This window comes from Nocardia sp. NPDC051911 (assembly GCF_040681035.1).
Lineage (GTDB): Bacteria > Actinomycetota > Actinomycetes > Mycobacteriales > Mycobacteriaceae > Nocardia > Nocardia sichangensis.
This window is the reverse complement of sequence record NZ_JBFAXY010000030.1, coordinates 1-20378: the sequence shown is the minus strand read 5'-3', so window position 1 is coordinate 20378 and position 20378 is coordinate 1. Positions and strand designations below refer to the sequence as shown.

Sequence of the window (20378 nt, the reverse complement as noted above, 5' to 3'; positions counted from 1 at the left end):
GCCGGTCTACGAGGGGTGGCCGGCCCGGCGGACGCGGGACGCGGAGCGGTCGCTCGCGCTGGCTCTTCCTGGAGCTGACCGGCAACGAGACGGTGTTGCCGCTGCCGAAGGTAACCCACGAGTGTGCGGCGCCGGGCCCGACGCGAGGCAGGCGCGGCTGGGCTGGTCGTGAATGGTGACCGGCCGGTCGACCTGAAACCAGTTCTAGACAGGTTGCTTAATTTGTCTTACGGTCGATACATGGCGGATGTTGCGTATCGGACGGCTCCGGTTTTCGAACTTCGTTCCGGTCCTACTTGGGCCTCGCCGTGGGAGATGTACGCGGCACTGCGTGAGCACGATCCGGTGCAGCACGTCGTACCGGCCGCGCGACCGGAGAACGACTACTGGGTGCTCACCCGGCACGAGCACGTCTACGCGGCGGCGCGGGACAGCGACACGTTCTCCTCCCGCGACGGGCTGACGGTGGAATACGGCGAACTCGACGAACTCGGCCTGACCGACAACCCTCCGCTGGTGATGCAGGACCCGCCGCAGCACACCGACTTCCGCAAACTGGTCGCTCGCGGATTCACCCCACGCCAGGTCGAGGAGGTGGAGCCGGTGGTCCGCCGCTTCGTGCGCGACCGGCTCGATGCCATCGCGGCCCAGGGCGGCGGGGACATCGTCGAGCAATTGTTCAAGCCGCTGCCGAGCATGGTGGTGGCGTATTACCTCGGGGTGCCGGAACAGGACCGGGCGAGGTTCGACGGCTGGACCGATGCCGTCGTCGCGGGCAGCATCGACCGGACGAACACCAAGGCGCAGGCGGCATCGGCGGAGATGATGGGCTACTTCGCCGAGCTGATCGAACGCAGGCGCACCGACCCCGGCGACGACACCGTGTCCCTGCTGGTCCAGGCGGGAAGGGCGGCCGACGACACGGACGTGCGCGGGTTGATCCAGATCCTCGCCTACACCTGGACCATGGTCGCGGGCGGCAACGACACCACCACGGGCCTGCTCGGCGGCGCCGTGCAACTACTGCAACAGCACCCGGACCAGCGCGCGGCGCTCGCCGCGGAACCCGATCGCATTCGCGTCGCGGTGGAGGAGTTCGCCCGGCTCACCGCACCGGTGCAAGGGTTGGCGCGGACCGCGACGCGCGATGTGGAACTGGCCGGGAAGACGGTGCCCGCGGGGCGGAAGGTGTTACTGGTGTTCGGGTCGGCCAACCGGGACGAGCGGGCGTTCGGCGCCGACGCCGCCGAGCTGGATATCGACCGGAATCCGCAGCGCATCCTCACCTTCGGGCACGGGCCGCATCACTGTCTCGGCGCGGCGGCCGCGCGGATGCAAGCCCGTGTCGCGCTCGAAGAGTTGCTCGATCGCTTCCCGGAGTACGCCGTCGACGTCGACGCGGTCGAGTACGCGAGCGGTCCGTACGTCCGCAGGCCGACTACTGTGCCGTTCCGGTGCGGGGCGTGACCACGGAAGACCTCGTTCGCGCCGGAAGGGACACGGCATGAGTGGCGATTGGCTGGCCGACGGTCGCGCCGAACTGGCCGGTGAGCGCATTCTCGACGCGGTGCGCGCGCTGTTCATCGACAAGGGCGTCAGCGGGGTCGGCATGGCCGAAGTCGCCGACGCCGCGGGCTGTTCCAGGGCGACGCTGTATCGCTATTTCGAGAATCGGCAGGCGCTCTACGTGGCGTTCGCGGGCCGGGAGGCGCGGCAGCTGGTCGAGCGGGTCTGGCGGGACCGGGCGGAGTCGGCGAGCGCGGAGCCGGGGGAGCAACTGCTCGACACGTTGACCGCACTGTTGGCCGAGGTGCGCAAGACGCCGCATCTGGCGGTCTGGTTCGAACCGTCCAACGCGGGAATCGTGGCCCAGCTGGCCAATTCGCCGGGTGTGGTCGACGCGCTCGCCACGGATTTCGTCGCCGGATTCCGTCCTGGGTTGCCCCCGCTCGCGGCCGAGCGCGTCGGCCGGTGGGTGGTGCGCGCGATGGTGTCGTTGCTGACGCTGCCCGGCGCGGGAGAAGACGAGGAACGGGCGATGTTGCGCACCTTCGTGCTGCCGTTCCTGCTCGACGACCGGACCGTGATCAACTGACGCCGGTCGTCGACCGGAGCCCTACGGGACTCCGGTCGAAGCGCGGGACACGGGTTCAGACGGTCGCTGCCGAGTAGTCGGGCAGGTCGTAGGTCTCGGTCTTGCTCAGCATCCGCATCATGACCGGTCGCATCGCCTTCGACAGCATCAGTTTGCTGAGGGTGTGGCCCGCGCGGATACCGAAGCGCGACTTGGGCGTCATCGCGTTCAAGCCGCCCGGCTGCAACTGCTGGGCCGTCTTCACGAAGGGGCGCAGGACCTTCTCGTAGCGGGCCAGGCCCTGTCCGGGGTTGTCGGCGTGCGCGGCGAGTTCACCGGCGAGCACGTACGCGCCCACCAGTGCCATCGCGGTGCCCTGCCCGGTGAGCGGGGAACCGCAGTACCCGGCGTCGCCGAGCAGGACCACCCGGCCCTGGACCCAGCTCGGCATGTCGATGCGGGCCAGCTCGTCGAAGTAGAAGTCCGGCGCATCGGTCATCGCCGCCGCGATGCGAGCGGACTCCCAGCCGCCGCCGGCCAGGCGCTCGCGGATGAACTGCTGCTGTGCCGGGACGTCCCGGCGCAGCGCGGGATCCGCCGCCGCGCGGATCACGACGAGCGCTTTGCAGGTGGCCGGGTCGGCGTCGGGGCGCATGCCCAAGCCGGTGGCTCCGACCATCGAATGCATCGTGAACCAGTGCGGTTCCAGGTCTTCCGGTCGCGGCAGCGTGAAGAACGACATGTATCCGCCCAGGTACGTCGCGAACTGCTCCTCGGGGCCGAACACCATTCCGCGGGTAGCGGAGTGCAGCCCATCCGCGCCGATCACGATGTCGAATCGCCCGGCCGCGCCGGAAGCGAAGGTCACGTCGACGCCCGCGTCGTCCTGCCGGATGTCGGTGATCCACTCGCCGTAGCGGTAGTCGACGCCGCCTTCGGCGTCGAGCAGGTCGAGCAGCACCTGGTTGAGGTCCCCGCGGGTGATCTCGATTTCGGCGACGGCGCCCTTGCCGTCGAAGAGTTCGGCGGGCATGCGGAGGATTTCGCGGCCCGCGTCGTCGACGTACTTCATGCCGCGCTCGTCGAGCTGATAATCGCGGATGCCGGGCATCATGCCCATCCGCTCGGCCACCTCGCGGCTGGGTCCGCGCAGGTCGACGGCCTGCCCGCCCGGTCGCGGCGCCGCGGCGCGCTCCACCACGGTGGCCCGGATGCCGGACCGGAGCAGTTGCAGCGCGACGGCATTGCCGCCGATGCCGCCGCCGGCGACGAGCACGCGGAGCTGGCTGCTTACGGACTTGGCGCTCATGACTTTCCTCGACTCCCATGGGGTTTGTCCAAATGTCTTAGACATATGTCTAACACAGCACTTGCACGAATGTCTAGTACAAATGTCTAAACGGCCCCGAATGAGAAAGGCCCATGGCGGCGAGGAGTTCTCGCGGCCATGGGCCACTGGTGGATCGCAGGAGCTAGGCGCGGTGTCGGAGGTATCCGCGCCAGCTCGCGTGGTGGGTGATGTCGGTTGCGGCGCTCGCGGCGTCGTAGGTACAGGCGAACCCGACGACGTCGCGGCCATCGGCGAGTTCGATGCTGGTCAGCGCCATGGGAGCCGGCAAATCGGCGAGGAAGCCACCCAGCCCCGCCGGGGAGACGCGGAACAATTCCCCTTCGATCGGAGCGCCGCGGCCCGGTCCGTGTCGCACCAAGCCCGGCTTGGGCGGCGTGGTGTCCAGTGCGGTCAGGCGGTAGGCGTCGGTGGTCCGGATGTCGCCGAGGAAGCGGGCGCCCAGTTGCTCGAGCTGCCAGTGCAGCGGCTGCCCGCGCAGGTGCGCGCCGAAGACGGCCAGGTCGACACCGCGATCGACGAACAGCGGCGCGCTGTCGAGACCGACCAGACGGGCGGCGAGATCGACGGCCACCTGATCGGCGAAGGCGGGAGTGACCAGCATGACGCCGAACGGCGCGCCCTCGGCGGTAGGGGCGCCGGGGACGGCGACGGCGGCCATGTCCAGCAGGTTGCAGAAGTTGGTGTACGTGCCCATTCGCCGATTGATGCCGATCGGATCGGCCCGCACCGCCGCGATGCTCGGGTGCTCGGTGGTCGTCGGCAACAGCAGTGCGTCGAAGCCGTGCAGGAGTTCGGCGGCCGCCGCCTTGGCGCGGGCGAGGGTGTCGAGGTCGGCGGCGAACGCGGAACCGGTCTTGTGCCGCGCCGCGCCGATGATGGCGGCGACCGTGGGATCGGCGCCCGCGGGGGCGGTGTCCAGGAACGCGCCCACCGCGGCATAGCGTTCGGCGACGAGCGCGCCGTCGTAGAGCAACAGCGCGGCGTCGAGCAGGGCGGAGATGTCGATCTCCTCGGTCTTCGCACCGGTTTCGCCGACAGCGGCGACGGTGCGCGCGAACGCTTCCCGATATGGCTCGCTGAGCGCGGCCAGGTCCTCGGGGCGCGGCACGGCGATGCGCGGCGCGAGCGGGGCGGCCAACCGGACGTCGGCGGGCCAGCTTCGGCTGCGCGAGTCACGCGGCTCCGGGCCCGCCATCACCGCCGCCGCGGCCACCGCCGAGGCGAGGTCGGCGGCGAAGACCGTCACGGCGTCGTAGTCCGCGCAGGCAGGCACGGTCCCGTGCGCCGGGATCACGCCCAGCGTGGCTTTGATGCCGACGATCCCGTGCAGTGCGGCGGGCACGCGGCCGGATCCGGCGGTGTCGGTGCCGATTCCGATATCCGCGATGCCGAGCGCGACCGCCACCGCGGAACCGGAACTCGACCCGCCCGACACCAACTCCGGATCGAAAGCGTTGCGCACCGCGCCGTACGGGCTGCGCGTCCCGACCAGCCCGGTGGCGAACTGGTCCAGATTCGTCTTGCCCAGCACCAGCGCCCCGGCCGCGAGCAACCGCTCGATCGCCGCCGCGGTCACCTCCGGCTGGTAGGCGAACTCGGGGCAGGCCGCGGTGGTCGGCAGCCCCGCCACATCGATGTTGTCCTTCACCGCCACCAGGACTCCCGCCAGCGGCAAGATCTCTCCGGCGGCGAGCCGTCGCGCAAGGGCGGCCGCTTCGGCGGCGACCTCGCGCTCCGGTCGCAGGGTGATCCACACCTCCGGCCGATCGACCTCGACGATCCGCCGATAGGCGGCCGCGACGCGTTCGACGGGGTCGGCTGCCGTGTTGCCTGGAACGGGCATTCAGTCGACTCCGATCACTACTAGGGGCGTGCCCGGCTCCACCTTGGCGCCGGGCGCGGTCAATACCTTCAGCACGGTGCCCGCGCTCGGGCTGTGCACAGGTAGTTCGAGCTTCATCGCCTCCAGGACGGCAACCGGCGCATCGGCCGTGACGCGCTGCCCCGGCTGGACTTCCACGCGCCACACATTGCCGATCATCGGCGCGGACACCACCGTCGCGTCGGCGGGCAGCCCGGCCAACGGGTCTTCGATCGGCGCGGCGACGGGCGCGACGGTGCCGCGTTCGAACTCACCCGCCGCCCGCCAGGCTTCCTTCTCCGCCTCGAACGCGGCGGCCTGCCTGGTCTCGAACTCGGCGATCGAATCGGCCTCCGTGCGCAGCAGCCGCAGATGGTCGGCGAGCGCGAAACTGCCCTCACTGACCTCGGCGTCGAATCTGCCCGCCTCGGCCGCGGCACGGTGTTCGAGCAACTGCTCCGCGCCGACGGGTTCCCAGACGATGCGATCGAAGAACCGGAACAGCCAGGGCGTGCCCGGTTCGAACGGCGCGGACTGCCGGTAGCTGGACCAGATCGGCACGGTGCGGCCGATCAGCTGGTAACCGCCCGGTGATGCCATGCCGTAGACGCACAGGTACTTGCCGCCGATGCCGACCGCGTCGGAGGGAGTCCAGGTGCGCGCCGGGTTGTACTTGGTGGTGACCAGGCGGTGCCGCGGATCGAGCGGAACCGCCAGCGGCGCACCGAGATACACGTCTCCGAGGCCGAGCACCAGATACTCGGCGTCGAAGACGGTGGCGCGCACATCGTCCACGCTGTCGAGCCCGTTGATGCGGCGGATGAACTCGATGTTCGACGGCAGCCAGGGCGCGGCGTCGCGCACGCCGCTGCGGTAGCGGTCGATCGCTTCGGCGATGGAGGGATCGTCGAACGACAGCGGCAGCCGGATGGTGCGGCTCGGCACCACCAGGTCGGTCGTGGCGGGCAGGTCGAGTTCGAGTTCGGCCAACGTCCCGAGCAACCGATGCTGCGGCAGCACCTCCGGGTCGAAGTGGACGTGCAGCGACCGGACGCCCGGAGTCACGTCGAGAATGCCGGGCAGCCGCACGGCCGCGAGAGCTTCGGCCAGTGCGTGCACCCGCATGCGCAGCCCCAGATCGAGGACCATCTCCCCGTATTCGACCAACACGTTGTCGTCCCCGCCGCGCAGATAGCGCACGCGCGGGCGGTCCTGCGACGCCTCGACACTGCCGAGTACGCCGCGATCACGCAGGGCGGCGCGGGTATCGGTGACCAGATCCGGCACGCGGCTGCCGTTGGACGCGCGCAACGCGGCCGCCTTGTCGTCGTCGACCGGCACGAACCGCACCGAGTCGCCGGGACGCAACTGGCCCATCCGCCAGCGATGCGCGGACACCACGGTGAGCGGACAGGCGAAGCCGCCGAGGCTCGGGCCGTCGGGACCGAGCAGGATGGGCGTGTCGCCGGAGACGTTCAACGCGCCCACGCTGTAGGGGTTGTCGTGCAGATTGGACGGGTGCAGCCCGGCCTCACCGCCGTCGGTGCGCGACCAGGCCGGTTTCGGGCCCTCCAGCCGGATGCCGGTGCGGTTGGCGTGGCTGCCGACCCGCCATGGGTGCGTGCAGAACTGGGTCATGTCGGCGTCGGTGAAGTACGCGGGCGATGTCTGCGGACCGACACCGACCGCGAGCTGCCACTCGTGGGTGAACTCGGGCCGGTCACCCGGCGGTACCGCGGCCGGCGCGCCGAGCGTGTCGGCGGGCGCCGGGGCGATTCCGAGCACGTCGCCGGTGGCCACCGCCTTACCGGTCACACCTCCGAATCCGCCGAGGGTGAAGGTGGACGCGCTGCCATGATAGAGCGGCGCGTCGATGCCGCCGCGTACCGCCAGATAGGTGCGCAGGCCGGTGTCGGCCGGTGCGCCGATGTCCAGCACCGCGCCCGCGGCCACGGTGACCGGCTCCCACATGGCCACCGGGCGGCCGTCCACCGTCACCGGAGCCTGCGCACCGGTCACGCACACGACCGTGGTGTCGGAGAAGCGCAATTGCGGTCCCTGCAAGGTGCATTCGAGCGCGGGGACGCCGACCGGGTTGCCGACCGCTGTGTTGGCGAGGGTGAAGGAGAGGTCGTCCATCGGACCGGACGGCGGAATGCCGACCTCCCACAAGCCGATCCGGCCCGGATGGTCCTGCACCGTGGTCATCGTTCCGCCGCGCAGCACGTCGATGCGGCGGCCGACCGGGCGGATCTCGGCCAGCGTGGTCGTGGTGTGCTCGGTGCGCAGGACCCGGCCGTCGGCCGCGGCCTGGCGCAGTTGCGGCAGATTCGTCTGCACACCGTAGACGCGGGTCGCGCCGAGCGCGGTGCGCAGCGCGGCGAAGGCGTCGGCTCGGCTCTCGCCCGCGCTGATCACCTTGGCCAGCAGCGGGTCGTAATACGAACTGACCTCCGAACCGGTGCCGACCCACGTGTCGACCCGGACGTCGTCCGGGAAGTGCGCGGCCGTGACCAGGCCCGCGCTCGGACGGTAATCGTGGCCGGGATCTTCCGCGTAGACCCGCGCCTCCACCGCATGGCCGGTGATCGCCGGTCCGCTCTCGGGCTGCTCGTCCACCATCGCGGTGTCGCCGCCGGCCAGGCGCAGCATCCACTCGACCAAGTCGACGCCGGTGACCGCCTCGGTGACCGGGTGTTCGACCTGAAGGCGAGTGTTCATCTCCAGGAACGACGCGGCGCCGCTGTCGGTGTCGTAGACGAACTCCACCGTCCCGGCCGAGCGGTACCCGACCGAGCGGGCCAGTTCCCGCGACGCGGCGAGCAGGTGCTCGGACAATTCCGCGGTGAGTCCCGGCGCGGGCGCCTCCTCGATCACCTTCTGGTTGCGGCGTTGTAGCGAGCAGTCCCTGGTGCCGAGGCTGACAACGCGGCCGCTGCCGTCGCCGAACAGCTGCACCTCGACGTGCCTGGCGCGCGCGACGAAACGCTCCAGGAAGACGCCCGCCGAACCGAAGTTCGCCGCGGCGATGCGCTGCACCCGCTCGTAGGCCGCGCGCACCTTGTCCGGGCCGAAGCAAGCCTGCATACCGATGCCGCCACCGCCGCCGACCGCCTTCAGCATCACGGGGAAACCGATCCGCTCCGCTTCCGCCACCGCGTGTTCGGCCGATTCGAGCAGGTCGCTGCCCGGGATGAGCGGCACGCCCACCGCGCGTGCGGCGGTGCGTGCGGTGTGCTTGTCACCGAAGACGCGCAGTTGCTGTGGGGTCGGTCCGACGAACGCGATGCCCGCTTTCTCCACCTCGGCGGCGAAATCGGCATTTTCCGAGAGAAATCCGTAGCCGGGATGAATGGCCCCCGCTCCGGTCGCCAGTGCCGCCTCGACCACCGAATCGGCACGCAGGTAGGACTGCGCGGCCGGTCCCGGACCCAGGTGCACGGCGACATCGGCCATTTCGACGTGCGCGGCGCCGACATCGGCATCGGAGTACACGGCCACCGTCTTCAGCCCGAGTTCCCGGGCTGTGCGCATGATGCGGCATGCGATCTCGCCGCGATTGGCGACGAGTACCGTATCGAATTCCAGACTCACTACCGCTCCCTGCTATTCCGTAGCCAGCGACATCGCCGCGATCGCGCGGGTGACCCGCTCGAGCACGACGTCCAGCGATTCACCGATGTGCGTGTGCAGCAGCCGATACGCGAGCGAAAGGTCCTCCGCCAGAACGGCATCCAGGATTCCGAGGTGCTCAGCGATGGTGGTCTCGATCCGGTTGTTGACCATGAAGTCGTACATGCGTACGTGCCGGATGCGGGAATTCACCGCTTTGAGCGCGCGCACCATCTCGGTGTTGCCCGCGGCGGTCAGCAGCGTGACGTGGAATTCCTCGTCACGCACCACGAAGCCGGGCTCCTGGGCCGGAGGGTCGGCGCGCAGTTCCAGCCAGGCGGCGCGCTCGGCCTCCAGCAGCGCCCGATCGTGCGTGACCGCGGGATTGGTCATCGCGCGCTGGAGACCGCCCAGCTCCAGCGTGATTCGCAGCTCGTACAGGTCGCGGATCAGCGGGATGCTCGGCCGGACCGGACTGAATCCGTATTCTTCGCGTTGGAGTAGTCCGTCCGAGCACAGGACGGTCAGCGCTTCGCGGATCGGCGTGCGCGAGATGCCGAAGCGGGTGGAGAGTTTCGGCTCGGTGAGACGTTCGCCGAACTTGATGTCCCCGTTCATGAGTTCGCTGCGCAGCTTCTCGTACACCACGTCGCGCAGGGGTTTGCCCGCCGCGTCGGCCAGTGTCGCTATCCGTGTCGACATGGCTGTATACGCTATTGACCTCGCGTTTCGATGGAGTGACCGTAAGTTATCGCCGCGTTAGCGTCTGCTCACCGCGCCGGTCGGAGCAATGTTCGGCCGCCGTCCGGGGTACTCGGAGCGAAACGAAATCCCGGGCAGCCCCGACAGTCTCATCGAGTCGGTTGTCCAACAGCGAAGCATCAAGGAGAAGGTATGAAGCGCAGCACGAAGATCGCCGGAGCCCTCGCCGCCGCGGCGATGGCGACCCTTGTGGCGGCCGGCAACGCCCAAGCCGATCCGGGCACGGTCTACTTCTCGGCGGGCAGCACGAACTGCGCGATCTTCGCGGACGGCTCCGTCGGATGTGATTTCGGCTATCCCCAGCACATGAGCTACTACGTCGGCGGCACCTACATCCCGGTACCGGTGACGGTGAACGAGATCGTGATCGACCAGGCCTGGCTGCCCGCGCATCCCACCTTCGACCCGGCCACGCCGTACACGCTGCCGGGTGGCAACCCCAGCATCAACGACGTGAAAACCGGCTCGGGCCAGTGGGGTCCGATCATCGAGCACGCCGGAGCGTCGTGCCAGGTCGGCTTCCACGGCAGCTTCACCTGCCAGGCACTGGGCCGGGGATTCAGTTCCTACGGCGGTACGGTCACCGCCTGAGCGTCCGGCCGGCGCGCTCGCTGACCGCAGGCGCGTCGGCCGCAACCGCGCCTGCTACCGGCCGCCCGTGCCGTCGAGCCGGATGATCTGTGCGTTCACCGTGCTCGCCGCGTTACCGGCCAGATAGGCGACCACCGCGCCCGGCTCGGTCGGCCGCATCGCGGCGAGGGCGGTCTCGAGTTCCGCGTTGTCGGTCGTCCCGGCGCCGTAGCTGACCGTATTGACGGTGATCCGCCGGGACCCGAAGTCCGGGGCCACCGCCTGGCCGAGCTGCTCGACCGCGCCGCGCACCGCTTCGTGCACCGCGCCGCCCGGGTCGGCGGGATCGCAGACGGTGATGACCCGGCCTTCGTCGGCCAAGTGCTGCAACGCCAGTTGCAGGCCGTGGAAGACGCCCTTCACCGTGGCCGCGAAATTGCTGTCGAACGCCTCCGAGCTGAGCTTCGGGAACGGCTCGGATTCCGGCACCGCCGCGGTGTTGACCAGCACGTGCCAGCCGCCGCAATCCTCGAGCAGCGCCTGCACCAGCTCCTCGTATTCGTCGCGATCGGCGATATCCGCCGCGAGTGCCAGCGCCGCGCCGCCCGCCTCGGTGATCTCCTTGACGACGTCCGCGGCGGGCTCGGGGAAGTGCGGATGCTGCACCACGACCTGAGCGCCTTGCGCGGCAAGAGTTTTCGCGATCGACCTGCCGATTCCGGTGTAGGCCGCCGTGACCAGGGCGGTCTTCCCGGACAGCGGTCTGTCCGCGGGCACGCTGTCGACGGGCTTGCTCATCTGCCGACCTTTCGTCGATTGCGGGAATTCGGTTTCAGCGATGATATTCCCGCATGCGAGCGGACCAACCTACAAAGGGCCGCACAACGGAGAAGGCCCCCGACCGTGAACCGGTCAGGGGCCTTCCCGTCGTCTCAACCACGAGTCGGGGTGACAGGATTTGAACCTGCGACCTCTTCGTCCCGAACGAAGCGCGCTACCAAGCTGCGCCACACCCCGTGAAGCGAACCTGGAGTAGCTTACAACAGGGGTGCCCGAGACGTTAAACCGGCAGGTCAGTCACCCTGCGAGGGGGCGGATGCTGGTGAAGATCTTCTTGGCGGTCTCGGCGTCGAGCGCGTGCGGGACGCCCGTGTCGGCGGCGATCACCATGACGAAGTTGCCCTGATCGTTGGGGAACGCGGCGGTGTAGACGGAGTACGCCTTCGCGCAGCCGGGCTTGGCGTCGGAGACGGTGCCCTTGGTCTCCACGAACATGCCGTGCTGTGATCCGTCCAGCGACGCCAGCGGCATGGGCAGGCCGGGTGTGCCGCCCTGGGTCCCGGTGTAGGCGAGCGTGGCGGTCCTGGTGCCGAGTTCGGTGGCCGCCTTCCCGGGGTCTGAGGTGTTCGAGCCGGTCAGGAAAGCTACGGTCCGGGTCGAGCCCGGGCAGTAGCCCTTGCCCTCGCTGGCCAAGCCCTTCCCCGCGACGGCGTTCGGTGGCTCGCCGAAGCCGCCGATGGTGCCCTGCGGCGCCACCGTCCAGTCGGCGGGCACGTCGTAGGCGGCGCCGCTGTCGGGTGCTCGGACCACCTGATAGCCGGGGACGACCGGAGTCTTGTCGCCGGAACCTCGCGCGGTCGTCGTCGGGGCCGATCTGGTCGTGGTCCGGGCGGGCGCGCTCGCTGTGGTGGTGTTGAGCGCGTTCACCATCGATGGCGCGGCGCCCTCGGCGGGATCGTTCGTCTTCATGCGGGTGAGGGCCACTGCACCGGCAACGAGACCGGCTACCAGCAGCACCGCCAGGCCAACCGACAGAAGGACCTTCCCTCGGCCGCTCCCGCTCGGACGGTTCGGTGGCGGCCCTCCGGCCTGTGGACCATAGCCCGGGTGATATCGGCCATCCGGTGCCGTGCCGTATTGCCCGGGCCCGCCGCCCGGTTGCCACTGTGGGGCCGGTGCCGGTTGGCCGAATCGATCGGCGCTCGGATAGCCGAGCAAGGTCGGTGCCGAATCGCTGGAGCCCGGCGCGGGACCCGGCCCCCCGCGGCCGAAGGGGTCGAGCGCGCCGAGCGGTTGGCCGAGCATGGTCGGATCGTTGCGCCCGCCTGTACCGGGGCCGGGACCGCCCTGTGGCGGCCACTGCCCGGAGGGCGTCTGCCCGAGCGACGGGGCCTGCATGGTGGGATCGTTGTGGCCCGACGGTCCGGGTTGCGCGGGGCCACCCGACGACGGAGCGAGCAAGGTCGGGTCGTCCTGCGTGCCCTGCGGCCGAGCCGGTGCGGGATCGCTCTGCCCGCCCGGCTGCCACTGGAGTGTGGGTGCGGGCTCTTGGTACGGCTGCCACTGCGCGGCCGGGTCGGGCTGCCACCACTGAGGCGTCGCGCCGTTCTCGGCTGGGCCCGAATGCGGCTGCCCCGGGATCAGGCCGGACGACCGAGCGCCGCGCTGCCAAGGCGTGCCGGCGGGGCGTCCAGAGTCGTCGGTTCCGCCGGGATGTGCTCCGCTGTGCGGCGGTCGAGCGTCGCTACCGTCCGCCGAGGCGGGAACGGAACGTAATGGGGGGTAGGGCTGTTGCCGAGGAGTCGGCGGCCCGGCGGGCCGTCCCGGAGTCGTCGGGTCGCGCCGGTCGTCGAATCCACTCACAGTTGTCCCCTACCTGCCACACGTCTCGGCAGGGGACATTAGCGGGCGACGGCCTCCGATGCCGACACTCCCTGGCCCGTGTCGGCGCCCGGCCGCTTCGGCGGCGCGGCCACCAGCGTCAACAGGGTCGCCTCCGGGCGGCAGCAGAACCGGTACGGCGCCCACGGTGAGGTGCCGACACCCGCGGAGACGTGCAACTGGGTGTGCTCCCCCCACTTCGACGGACCCTTCACCCGGGACCGGTCGATCCCGCAGTTGGTGACCAGGGCGCCGTAGCCGGGCAGGCACAACTGGCCGCCATGGGTGTGCCCGGCGAGCACCAGGTCGTACCCGTCCTCGGCGAAACGGTCCAGCACTCGGGGCTCAGGGGAGTGGGTGAGGCCGAGCCGCAGGTCGGCCAAGGGATTCGGGGCCCCCGCGACAGTGTCGTACCGGTCGCGCTGCAAGTGCGGGTCGTCCACACCGGCGGTGGCGATGCGGATGCCTGCCACTTCGAGATCGCGGCGCACGTGCGTCAGATCGAGCCAACCGCGCTCGGTGAAAGCCGCACGCAGGTCTTTCCACGGCAACGGAGCGCCGTAGGTGCGGCGGTGGTCCTTCTTGAAGTACTTCAGCGGGTTCTTCGCCACCGGCGCGAAGTAGTCGTTGCTGCCGAAAACGAAAAGGCCCGGGCGGGAAAGCAATCCGCCGAGGGCCTGAACTACCGCGGGCACCGACTTCTGATGCGAGAGGTTGTCGCCGGTGTTGATCACCAGGTCGGGCTCCAGCCGATCCAGCTCCCGTAGCCACTGCTGCTTGAGCTTCTGTCCCGGCATCATGTGCAGGTCACTGAGGTGGAGCACCCGCAGCGACGACGACCCCGGCGCCAGCACGGGCATGGTCGCCTCCCGTAGGACGAAGGCGTTGCGTTCGACCAGCGAGGCGTAGCCGATTCCGGCCACCGCGGCCCCGGCGGCTCCCAGCGCGGTCGTGCGTACAGCAGAGGTCGAGATCACGGGCATTTGCCCAGCATAGGTGACCTCGCTCAGGAGCGCCGAGTGTGTTTCCGCACAGGCGCCCGTTTTTCCGGCGGGAAATCGGGCCGCGCGGCAAATGTAGTGGGACCGCCGCGTCCCAGCGGCTACCGTGAGCGGCATGTCGGAACTCAAATCGCAGCTGCGGACGGATCTCACCGCCGCGATGAAAGCCAAGGACACGCTGCGCCTTTCCACGTTGCGGATGCTGCTGTCGGCGATTCAGAACGCCGAGGTCGCCGGCTCGGCGGCCCGTGAACTCACCGACGCCGAGGTCGTCTCCGTGCTGCAGAAGGAGTCGAAGAAGCGCAACGAATCCGCCGAGGTCTACACGCAGGCCGGGCGCGGCGAACTGGCGGCGAACGAGCGCGCCGAGGCGCAGATCATCGAGGAGTACCTGCCGACCCAGTTGACCGAGGCCGAGGTCGCCGATCTCGCCGACACCGCGATCGCGCAGGTCGCCGAGGAGATCGGGGAGCGTCCCGGCATGCGGCAGATGGGGCAGGTCATGAAAATCGCCACCGGGCTCGCCGCGGGCAAGGCCGACGGCTCGCGCATCTCGGCCGCGGTGAAAGCGCGGCTGTAGGACGGCGACGCGAAAGGGGCCGCGAACCGTGAGGTTCGCGGCCCCTTTCGCTTGCTCAGCGCGGGATCGGGATCGGGATGGGGATCGGTGGCAGCCGCGGCACGGGCAGCCCGGGGATGCCCGGCGGCGGTGCGGGCGGCCCCGGCGGCGGCGCCGCCCGGACGGTGCCGTCGCTGATGTACAGCGTGATCACCGAGCCGGGGATCGCCGACCCGTTGGGCGCGGTGCCCATGACGGTGCCCTTGGGCCGATCGCCCGCCCCGGTCACCGGCGACACCTGGAAGCCCGCGGCGACCAGCGCCGAGGTGGCCTCGCCCTGGGTCATGCCGACGACATCGGGTACCTGCGCGTTGTTCGCGCCACGCACGTACTTGTTGTCCAACGGGGGCAACCCGGGCGGCGGGAACAGCGGTATCACCGGCTTGATGGCGTTGAACCAGGTGCGCGCGGGTTCGTTACCGCCGAACAGGTTGCCGTCGCCGCAGTTGCGCAGCGGGAACGAGCAGATCTCACCCGGGGTCGGGCTGTCACCGTAGGCGTAGACCGCGGCGGCCAGAGCGTTCGTGAAGCCGAGGAAGGCCGAGGAACGGTGGCTTTCGGTGGTACCGGTCTTGCCCGACATCGGGAAGTTCCAGCCCACCGACTGGGCCGCGCCCGCCGCCGTGCCGGAGATGTCGTCCTTGCTCATGGCGTTGGCCAAGGTGTTGGCCAGGCCCGGCTCGACGACCTGCTCACAGGCCTGCTGGGTCAGCGGTACCTGCTTGCCCTGACGGTCGACGACCTCCTTGATCGGGTTCGGCGGGCACCAGCGGCCGCCGGACCCCAGCGTCGCGGCGACGTTGGACAGCTCCAGCGGATTGATCGCGACCGGTCCCAGGGTGAACGAGCCGAGGTTCTGTTCCTTGATCATGTCGGCCAGGCTCTGGTTGCCGTGGCCGGAGGTGCCCGCTTCGGTGAACGAGCGCATGCCGAGCCGGACCGCCATGTCGACGGTCGGGGTGACGCCCACGGCCTGGATCAGCTTGACGAACGCGGTGTTCGGCGACGTCGCCAGCGCTTCGGTCACCGACATGGGCGACTTGTACTTGCCCGCGTTCTCGACGCAGTAGGTGGCGGCCGGGCACCCGCGCGCGCCGCCGTTACCCATCCCCTTGGCCTCGAACCGCCCTGGCACGTCGAGCTGGGCGTCGATGCCGAGACCCTTCTCCATGGCCGCGGCGGTGGTGAAGATCTTGAAGATCGAGCCCGCGCCGTCGCCGACCATCGAGTACGGCTGCGGCTGCACGGTCTCGTTCGCGTCTCGGTTCAGGCCGTAGGTGCGGCTGCTGGCCATCGCGATCACGGGGTGCGTGTCGTGCCCGGGGCCGACCACCGACATGACTTCCGCGATGTTGTCCAGGTTCGGGTTCGCCGCGTCGGTCACCGCTCGTTTCACCGAGTCCTGCACGGCCGGATCGAGGGTGGTCTTGATCAGGTAGCCGCCCTTCTCGATCTGTTCGCGGCTGATCCCGGCGTTGGCCAGGTACTCCAGCGCGTAGTCGCAGAAGAAGCCGCGGTCGTTGGCCGCGATGCAGCCGCGCGGCAGGCCCTTGGGTTCGGGCAGCACGCCCAGCGGCTTGGTCTTCGCCTCGCGGAACTCCTCGGCGCGGCTGGGAATGTTCTGGATCATGGTGTCCAGCACCGTGTTGCGCCTGGCCAGCACGCCGTCCGGGTTGGTGTAGGGGTTCAGTTTGGACGAACTCTGCACCATGCCGGCGAGCATCGCGGCCTGGGAGACGTTCAGTTCGGCCGCGTCCACGCCGAAGTAGGTCTTCGCCGCGTCCTGGATGCCGTAGGACGAGTTCCCGAACGGGACGAGGTTGAGGTACCTGGTGAGGATCTCGTCCTTGGTCAGCTGACGGTCCAGCGTCAGCGCCATCCGGATCTCCCGGATCTTGCGGGCCGGAGTGGTCTCGATGGCGGCGCGGCGCTCGGCGTCGGTCTTGGCGACCACCAGCAGCTGGAAGTTCTTCACATACTGCTGGTCCAGCGTCGAGGCGCCCTGCTGGACCTCGCCACTGGCGGAGTTGGTGAGGAACGCGCGTAGCGTGCCCTGCCAGTCGACGCCCTCGTGCTCGGCGAAGCGGCGGTCCTCGATGGACACGATCGCCAGTTTCATGTCGTTGGAGATCCGGTCGCTGGGCACCTCGAAGCGGCGCTGCTCATACAGCCAGGCGATCGGATTGCCCGCCGCGTCGACCATGGTCGAGACCGCGGGCACCGTTCCCTCGACCAGCTCCGAGGAGACGTTGTCGACAGCGTCGGCGGCACGGTTGGAGACGAACCCGAAGCCGCCGGCGAGCGGGAACAACAACCCGGCGACGAGCACGGAGGCCAGCACGCAGCTACCGGCCAGCCGCGCGAGCGTATGTGTGATCGGCACGAATCAAGACTACGGGTTGCCATTCCGGCGTTCTTGGCGGCATTTGTCCGGAGCGCGGAACTGGTTGTTCACGAACCGGAATGGGCGTGTCGCGTGATCGTGCGCGGCGTGTCGCGGGAGGGCGCGAACGCAATCTGCCTGCCCGTCCAGTGCGCGCAGGGCTTTGCAGGGACGGACGTACCAAAAAATCTCGAGGTGGTCTTGCGCAAGCGCCATACCTTTACCTAGATTGAGAACCCAGTGTGATAGAGCTAACACTCAAAGTGGAATGTGGTGCACTTCGCAGCGGGGTTTGGGTGCTGCGCGGTGACAACGCGATTCTGGAGCGCCGTTGACCCGGTGTTCGGACTGCAAAGGGGCACACCAAATGCACATGACAACCCCCATCGCTCGATTGGACGTGGAGCAGGCCGAAGCAAGGATCGCCTGGGTAGCCCAGGCCCGATGCAAGGAAGTGGACCCCGATCAGTTGTTCGTCCGCGGCGCGGCGCAGCGCAAAGCGGCGACGATCTGCAGGCACTGTCCAGTGCTCATGCAGTGTGGTGCCGACGCGCTGGACAATCGCGTCGAGTTCGGTGTGTGGGGCGGCATGACGGAACGGCAGCGTCGCGCCCTGTTGAAGCAACATCCGGAAGTGACCTCGTGGGCCGATTTCTTCCAGGCCCAGCGCCAGCATCAAGTGGCGATGTAGCCCCGGCGAAATCGAAACAGAGCCCGCGGAAGCGGGCTCAGTTTCGTTTCAGGACTGTTATTTCCGTTCGGAGCAATAGCGGATACGCCTAAGTATCAGGCGGTCGCGCGGGCCGTGCCGGTGAGCTGATCGCCGACGACGCGCAGCGCGTCGAGATCGGACACCTCGAACGGAAGCGCGGTGACCGACACGATCGGCACCCGCGGATGCGCGCCGGTGAAGCGGTGCAGCAAATGCTGTTCCCGTTTGTCGGTGGCGACCCGGCGGGCGTGCACCCGCAACACCGCCGCGGTGAGCGGATCGGAGTCCGCCACCTGGTCGGCGGCGGTGAGCGCGTGATCGGCCGACAGCGAGCTCAGCACGGGATGGGTGCGGTTGAGCACCAGACCCGCCAGCGGCATGCGCTCGGTGGAGAGGCGGTCGACGAAGAACGAGGCCTCTCGCAGCGCGTCCGGTTCCGGCGCCGCAACCACGAGGAAATGCGTGCCCGGCTTCGACAGCATCGCGAAGGTGCGCTCGGCCCGCTCCTGGAAGCCGCCGAACAACGACTCCAAGGATTGCAGGAAGTTCGACGCGTCCTTGAGCATCTGTCCTCCGACGACGGTCGACACGCCGCGCACCGCCAGGCTCATCGCGCCGGTCACGAGCCGGGTCACGCCACGGCCGGGAGCCATGATCACCCGGATCATCCGGCCGTTGAGGAAGTTGCCCAGTCGCTTGGGGGCGTCCAGGAAGTCGAGGGCGTTGCGCGACGGTGGGGTGTCGACCACGATCAGGTCCCACTCGCCGCGATGGGCCAGTTGACCCAGCTTCTCCATCGCCATGTATTCCTGTGTGCCGCCGAAGGAGGAGGCGACCGTCTGATAGAAGGGGTTGGCGAAGATCTGCTCCGCTTTCTCTCCGCTGGTGTGCTCGAGCACCATGTCGTCGAACGTGCGACGCATGTTGAGCATCATCGCGTGCAGCTCGCCCTTGGCCTCCGGCCCCAGGGCCACCCGCTGCGGGTTGTTGCCGAGGTCGGCGACGCCCAGTGACTGCGCAAGCCTGCGCGCGGGGTCGATGGTGAGCACCACGACCTTGCGCCCCTCTTCGGCGGCGCGCAGGGCGATAGCGGCGGCGGTGGTCGTCTTGCCGACGCCGCCGGAACCGCAGCAGACCACCACGCGCGCGGACGGGTCGGCGATGATCCGCGAAATATTCAGCGGGGCAGCCGGGGGATGGGTCGGCATGCTCATCGGACTCCCTGTGCGGTGAGGTGTTCGGCTAGTTCGTACAGGCCGCCCAGGTCCATTCCGTCGGGCAGGGCGGGCAGGTAGAGCCGGGAGATGTCGACCTTCGCCAGTTCTTCGGCGCTGTCGTCCTGTGCTTGCAGAGTCGCGGAGTGCTCGATCGTTTCGGTGAGCAGCCCCTGGAAGTCGCTGTCGGGGAGGTTTATCCCCGCGGAGTCGAGGCCCGCGCGGACGGCGTCGGCGTCCAGGTGGCCCTGCGCGGCGCGGGCGCGCAGCTCGGGCGGGAGCTGGCCCTCGGTCGCCCGGTTCACGATGACGGTGCCGATGCGCAGGTCCGCGGCGGTGAGCTCGGCGACGGCGTCGGCGGTTTCCTGTACCGGCAGCGCCTCCAGCAGCGTGACCAGATGGATCATGGTCTGGTCGGAATGCAGCAACTGCGAGACGCCCTCGGCCTGCGAGGCGATCGGCCCGCCCTTGGCCACCTCGGCCATCGCCTTGGTGACGTCGAGGAAGCCTGCGATCCGGCCGGTGGGCGGTGCGTCGACCACGATCTCGTCGTAGACCCGCTTGCCGGACTTGTCCACGCGAACCGCGCACTCCTTGATCTTGCCGGTCAGGATGACGTCCCGCAGACCGGGCGCGATCGTGGTGACGAACTCGATGGCGCCCATCCTGCGCATCGCGCGGCCCGCGAAGCCGAGGTTGTAGAACATGTCCAGGTATTCGAGGAAGGCGTGCTCGATGTCCAGCGCCAGCGCGACCACCTCGCCGCCGCCGTCCGCGGTGGCGATGCGTGTCTCGGTCGGCGGCAGCGGCGGCAGATCGAACAGCTGCGCGATCGATTGTCTGCTCTCCACCTCCACCAACAGCACCCGGCGCCCGCCCGCGGCGAGCGCCAAGGCCAGCGCCCCGGCAACCGTCGACTTGCCCGTGCCTCCCTTGCCGGAGACGTAGTGCAAGCGGGCCTGTTCAGCGCGCTTCGGCCACCTTGCGCCCACTTCCGGCTCCTCCGAAAGCGGCACTGCTGTTGGTACTCCCACGATCGCGAGCCTATAACTGGTTCGCCGCCGCGGGGCACGGGCCGTACCAGACGGGCTGACCCAAAAGCGGTTCCCAGCCCTGCCCCCGCCACCGCAACCAGTTGCGGGCTCACTCCGCGAGCCGCCGATAACCACACGAAATCAGTAGCCGAACCGGCAGATCTCCCGTAACCGACACAGGCGCCGGTTGCGGGCGACCGTGCCGACCCCATCCGAGCCGGGTGAGACAGACCACTCATTCGCGGTGCGCCTCGGACCGCCCGGCCGCCGCGCCCATGGCGAGGTCGAGTAATGCCCCCGCCAGTCCATAAAACCACTGCGAAACCCCGGGAGACCGCAACCCCGAATCCGGGGTGATCGCAACCGCGAACCGAGGTAGTGCGGCTCCACTCCCCACGCGCCCAGCGCACCGCAACCACGTCTTTCGAGCGAAGCGAGACCGAGCCTGTTCCGTTCGCGGCCCGGCTCGCGTTTGCGCGGCCGCCGCGTCCGCGACGAAGTCGCCAGCGGCGGTCGCGCAAACG

At 69.3% G+C, this 20378-nt stretch carries 15 protein-coding genes and 1 tRNA gene; 5 read left to right on the top strand and 11 right to left on the bottom strand.

Annotated elements, in window-relative coordinates:
* The first annotated feature begins 240 nt into the window (after positions 1-240).
* Together AB0L97_RS29595 and AB0L97_RS29590 are read left to right on the top strand one after the other, a co-directional pair.
* Entirely contained in the window at positions 241-1467 is a 1227-nt protein-coding gene (locus AB0L97_RS29595; protein ID WP_364435857.1) for a cytochrome P450, read from the top strand.
* Positions 1468-1504: 37 nt separating this feature from the next.
* Positions 1505-2095, top strand: a complete 591-nt coding sequence (locus AB0L97_RS29590; RefSeq protein ID WP_364435854.1) for a helix-turn-helix domain-containing protein — start codon at positions 1505-1507, stop codon at positions 2093-2095.
* Between the two features lie 55 nt (positions 2096-2150).
* Here AB0L97_RS29590 and AB0L97_RS29585 read toward each other — a convergent pair whose 3' ends face one another.
* The 4 genes from AB0L97_RS29585 to AB0L97_RS29570 all read right to left on the bottom strand — a co-directional run bounded on the left by AB0L97_RS29585 (position 2151) and on the right by AB0L97_RS29570 (position 9600).
* Positions 2151-3383 carry an FAD-dependent monooxygenase gene (locus tag AB0L97_RS29585; RefSeq protein ID WP_364435851.1) on the bottom strand — a complete coding sequence of 411 codons (1233 nt, stop codon included), beginning with the start codon at positions 3381-3383 and terminating at the stop codon, positions 2151-2153.
* Positions 3384-3546: 163 nt separating this feature from the next.
* Positions 3547-5268 (bottom strand): allophanate hydrolase, encoded by a 1722-nt coding sequence (gene atzF / locus AB0L97_RS29580; protein ID WP_364435848.1) that lies wholly within the window; start codon positions 5266-5268, stop codon positions 3547-3549.
* Positions 5269-8880, bottom strand: a complete 3612-nt coding sequence (gene uca, locus AB0L97_RS29575; protein WP_364435845.1) for an urea carboxylase — start codon at positions 8878-8880, stop codon at positions 5269-5271.
* 12 nt (positions 8881-8892) lie between these two features.
* Positions 8893-9600, bottom strand: a complete 708-nt coding sequence (locus AB0L97_RS29570; RefSeq protein ID WP_355078686.1) for a GntR family transcriptional regulator — start codon at positions 9598-9600, stop codon at positions 8893-8895.
* Positions 9601-9792: 192 nt separating this feature from the next.
* Here AB0L97_RS29570 and AB0L97_RS29565 point away from each other — a divergent pair, with 192 nt between their 5' ends.
* Positions 9793-10251: a hypothetical protein gene (locus AB0L97_RS29565; protein ID WP_355078685.1), complete on the top strand. Its 459-nt coding sequence runs from the start codon at positions 9793-9795 to the stop codon at positions 10249-10251.
* 54 nt (positions 10252-10305) lie between these two features.
* On the opposite strand, the gene AB0L97_RS29560 is transcribed toward AB0L97_RS29565, so the two are convergent.
* From AB0L97_RS29560 to AB0L97_RS29545, 4 genes are all read right to left on the bottom strand, one after another.
* Positions 10306-11028, bottom strand: coding sequence for an SDR family oxidoreductase (locus AB0L97_RS29560; RefSeq protein ID WP_364435840.1), 723 nt, complete (start codon positions 11026-11028; stop codon positions 10306-10308).
* Between the two features lie 145 nt (positions 11029-11173).
* Positions 11174-11247, bottom strand: a tRNA-Pro gene (locus AB0L97_RS29555).
* Positions 11248-11307: 60 nt separating this feature from the next.
* Positions 11308-11979, bottom strand: a complete 672-nt coding sequence (locus tag AB0L97_RS29550) for a hypothetical protein (RefSeq protein WP_364435837.1) — start codon at positions 11977-11979, stop codon at positions 11308-11310.
* 932 nt (positions 11980-12911) lie between these two features.
* Positions 12912-13874 carry a metallophosphoesterase gene (locus AB0L97_RS29545; protein ID WP_355078682.1) on the bottom strand — a complete coding sequence of 321 codons (963 nt, stop codon included), beginning with the start codon at positions 13872-13874 and terminating at the stop codon, positions 12912-12914.
* 133 nt (positions 13875-14007) lie between these two features.
* Between AB0L97_RS29545 and AB0L97_RS29540 the strand changes: the two genes are divergently transcribed.
* A complete protein-coding gene (locus tag AB0L97_RS29540) occupies positions 14008-14472 on the top strand; it encodes a GatB/YqeY domain-containing protein (protein WP_355078681.1) in 465 nt (154 codons plus the stop codon).
* A gap of 55 nt (positions 14473-14527) precedes the next feature.
* On the opposite strand, the gene AB0L97_RS29535 is transcribed toward AB0L97_RS29540, so the two are convergent.
* Positions 14528-16894: a transglycosylase domain-containing protein gene (locus AB0L97_RS29535; RefSeq protein ID WP_355078680.1), complete on the bottom strand. Its 2367-nt coding sequence runs from the start codon at positions 16892-16894 to the stop codon at positions 14528-14530.
* Positions 16895-17261: 367 nt separating this feature from the next.
* On the opposite strand from AB0L97_RS29535, the gene AB0L97_RS29530 reads away from it, so the two are divergent.
* Positions 17262-17585, top strand: coding sequence for a WhiB family transcriptional regulator (locus AB0L97_RS29530; protein WP_014981178.1), 324 nt, complete (start codon positions 17262-17264; stop codon positions 17583-17585).
* A gap of 95 nt (positions 17586-17680) precedes the next feature.
* On the opposite strand, the gene AB0L97_RS29525 is transcribed toward AB0L97_RS29530, so the two are convergent.
* Both AB0L97_RS29525 and AB0L97_RS29520 read right to left on the bottom strand, forming a co-directional pair.
* Positions 17681-18820 carry an ArsA family ATPase gene (locus tag AB0L97_RS29525; protein WP_355078679.1) on the bottom strand — a complete coding sequence of 380 codons (1140 nt, stop codon included), beginning with the start codon at positions 18818-18820 and terminating at the stop codon, positions 17681-17683.
* The gene (locus tag AB0L97_RS29520) at positions 18817-19836 is read right to left on the bottom strand and encodes an ArsA-related P-loop ATPase (protein ID WP_355078737.1); all 1020 of its coding nucleotides are present in this window, start codon (positions 19834-19836) and stop codon (positions 18817-18819) included. The genes AB0L97_RS29525 and AB0L97_RS29520 overlap by 4 nt, the downstream gene beginning before the upstream one ends.
* Between the last annotated feature and the right edge of the window lie 542 nt (positions 19837-20378).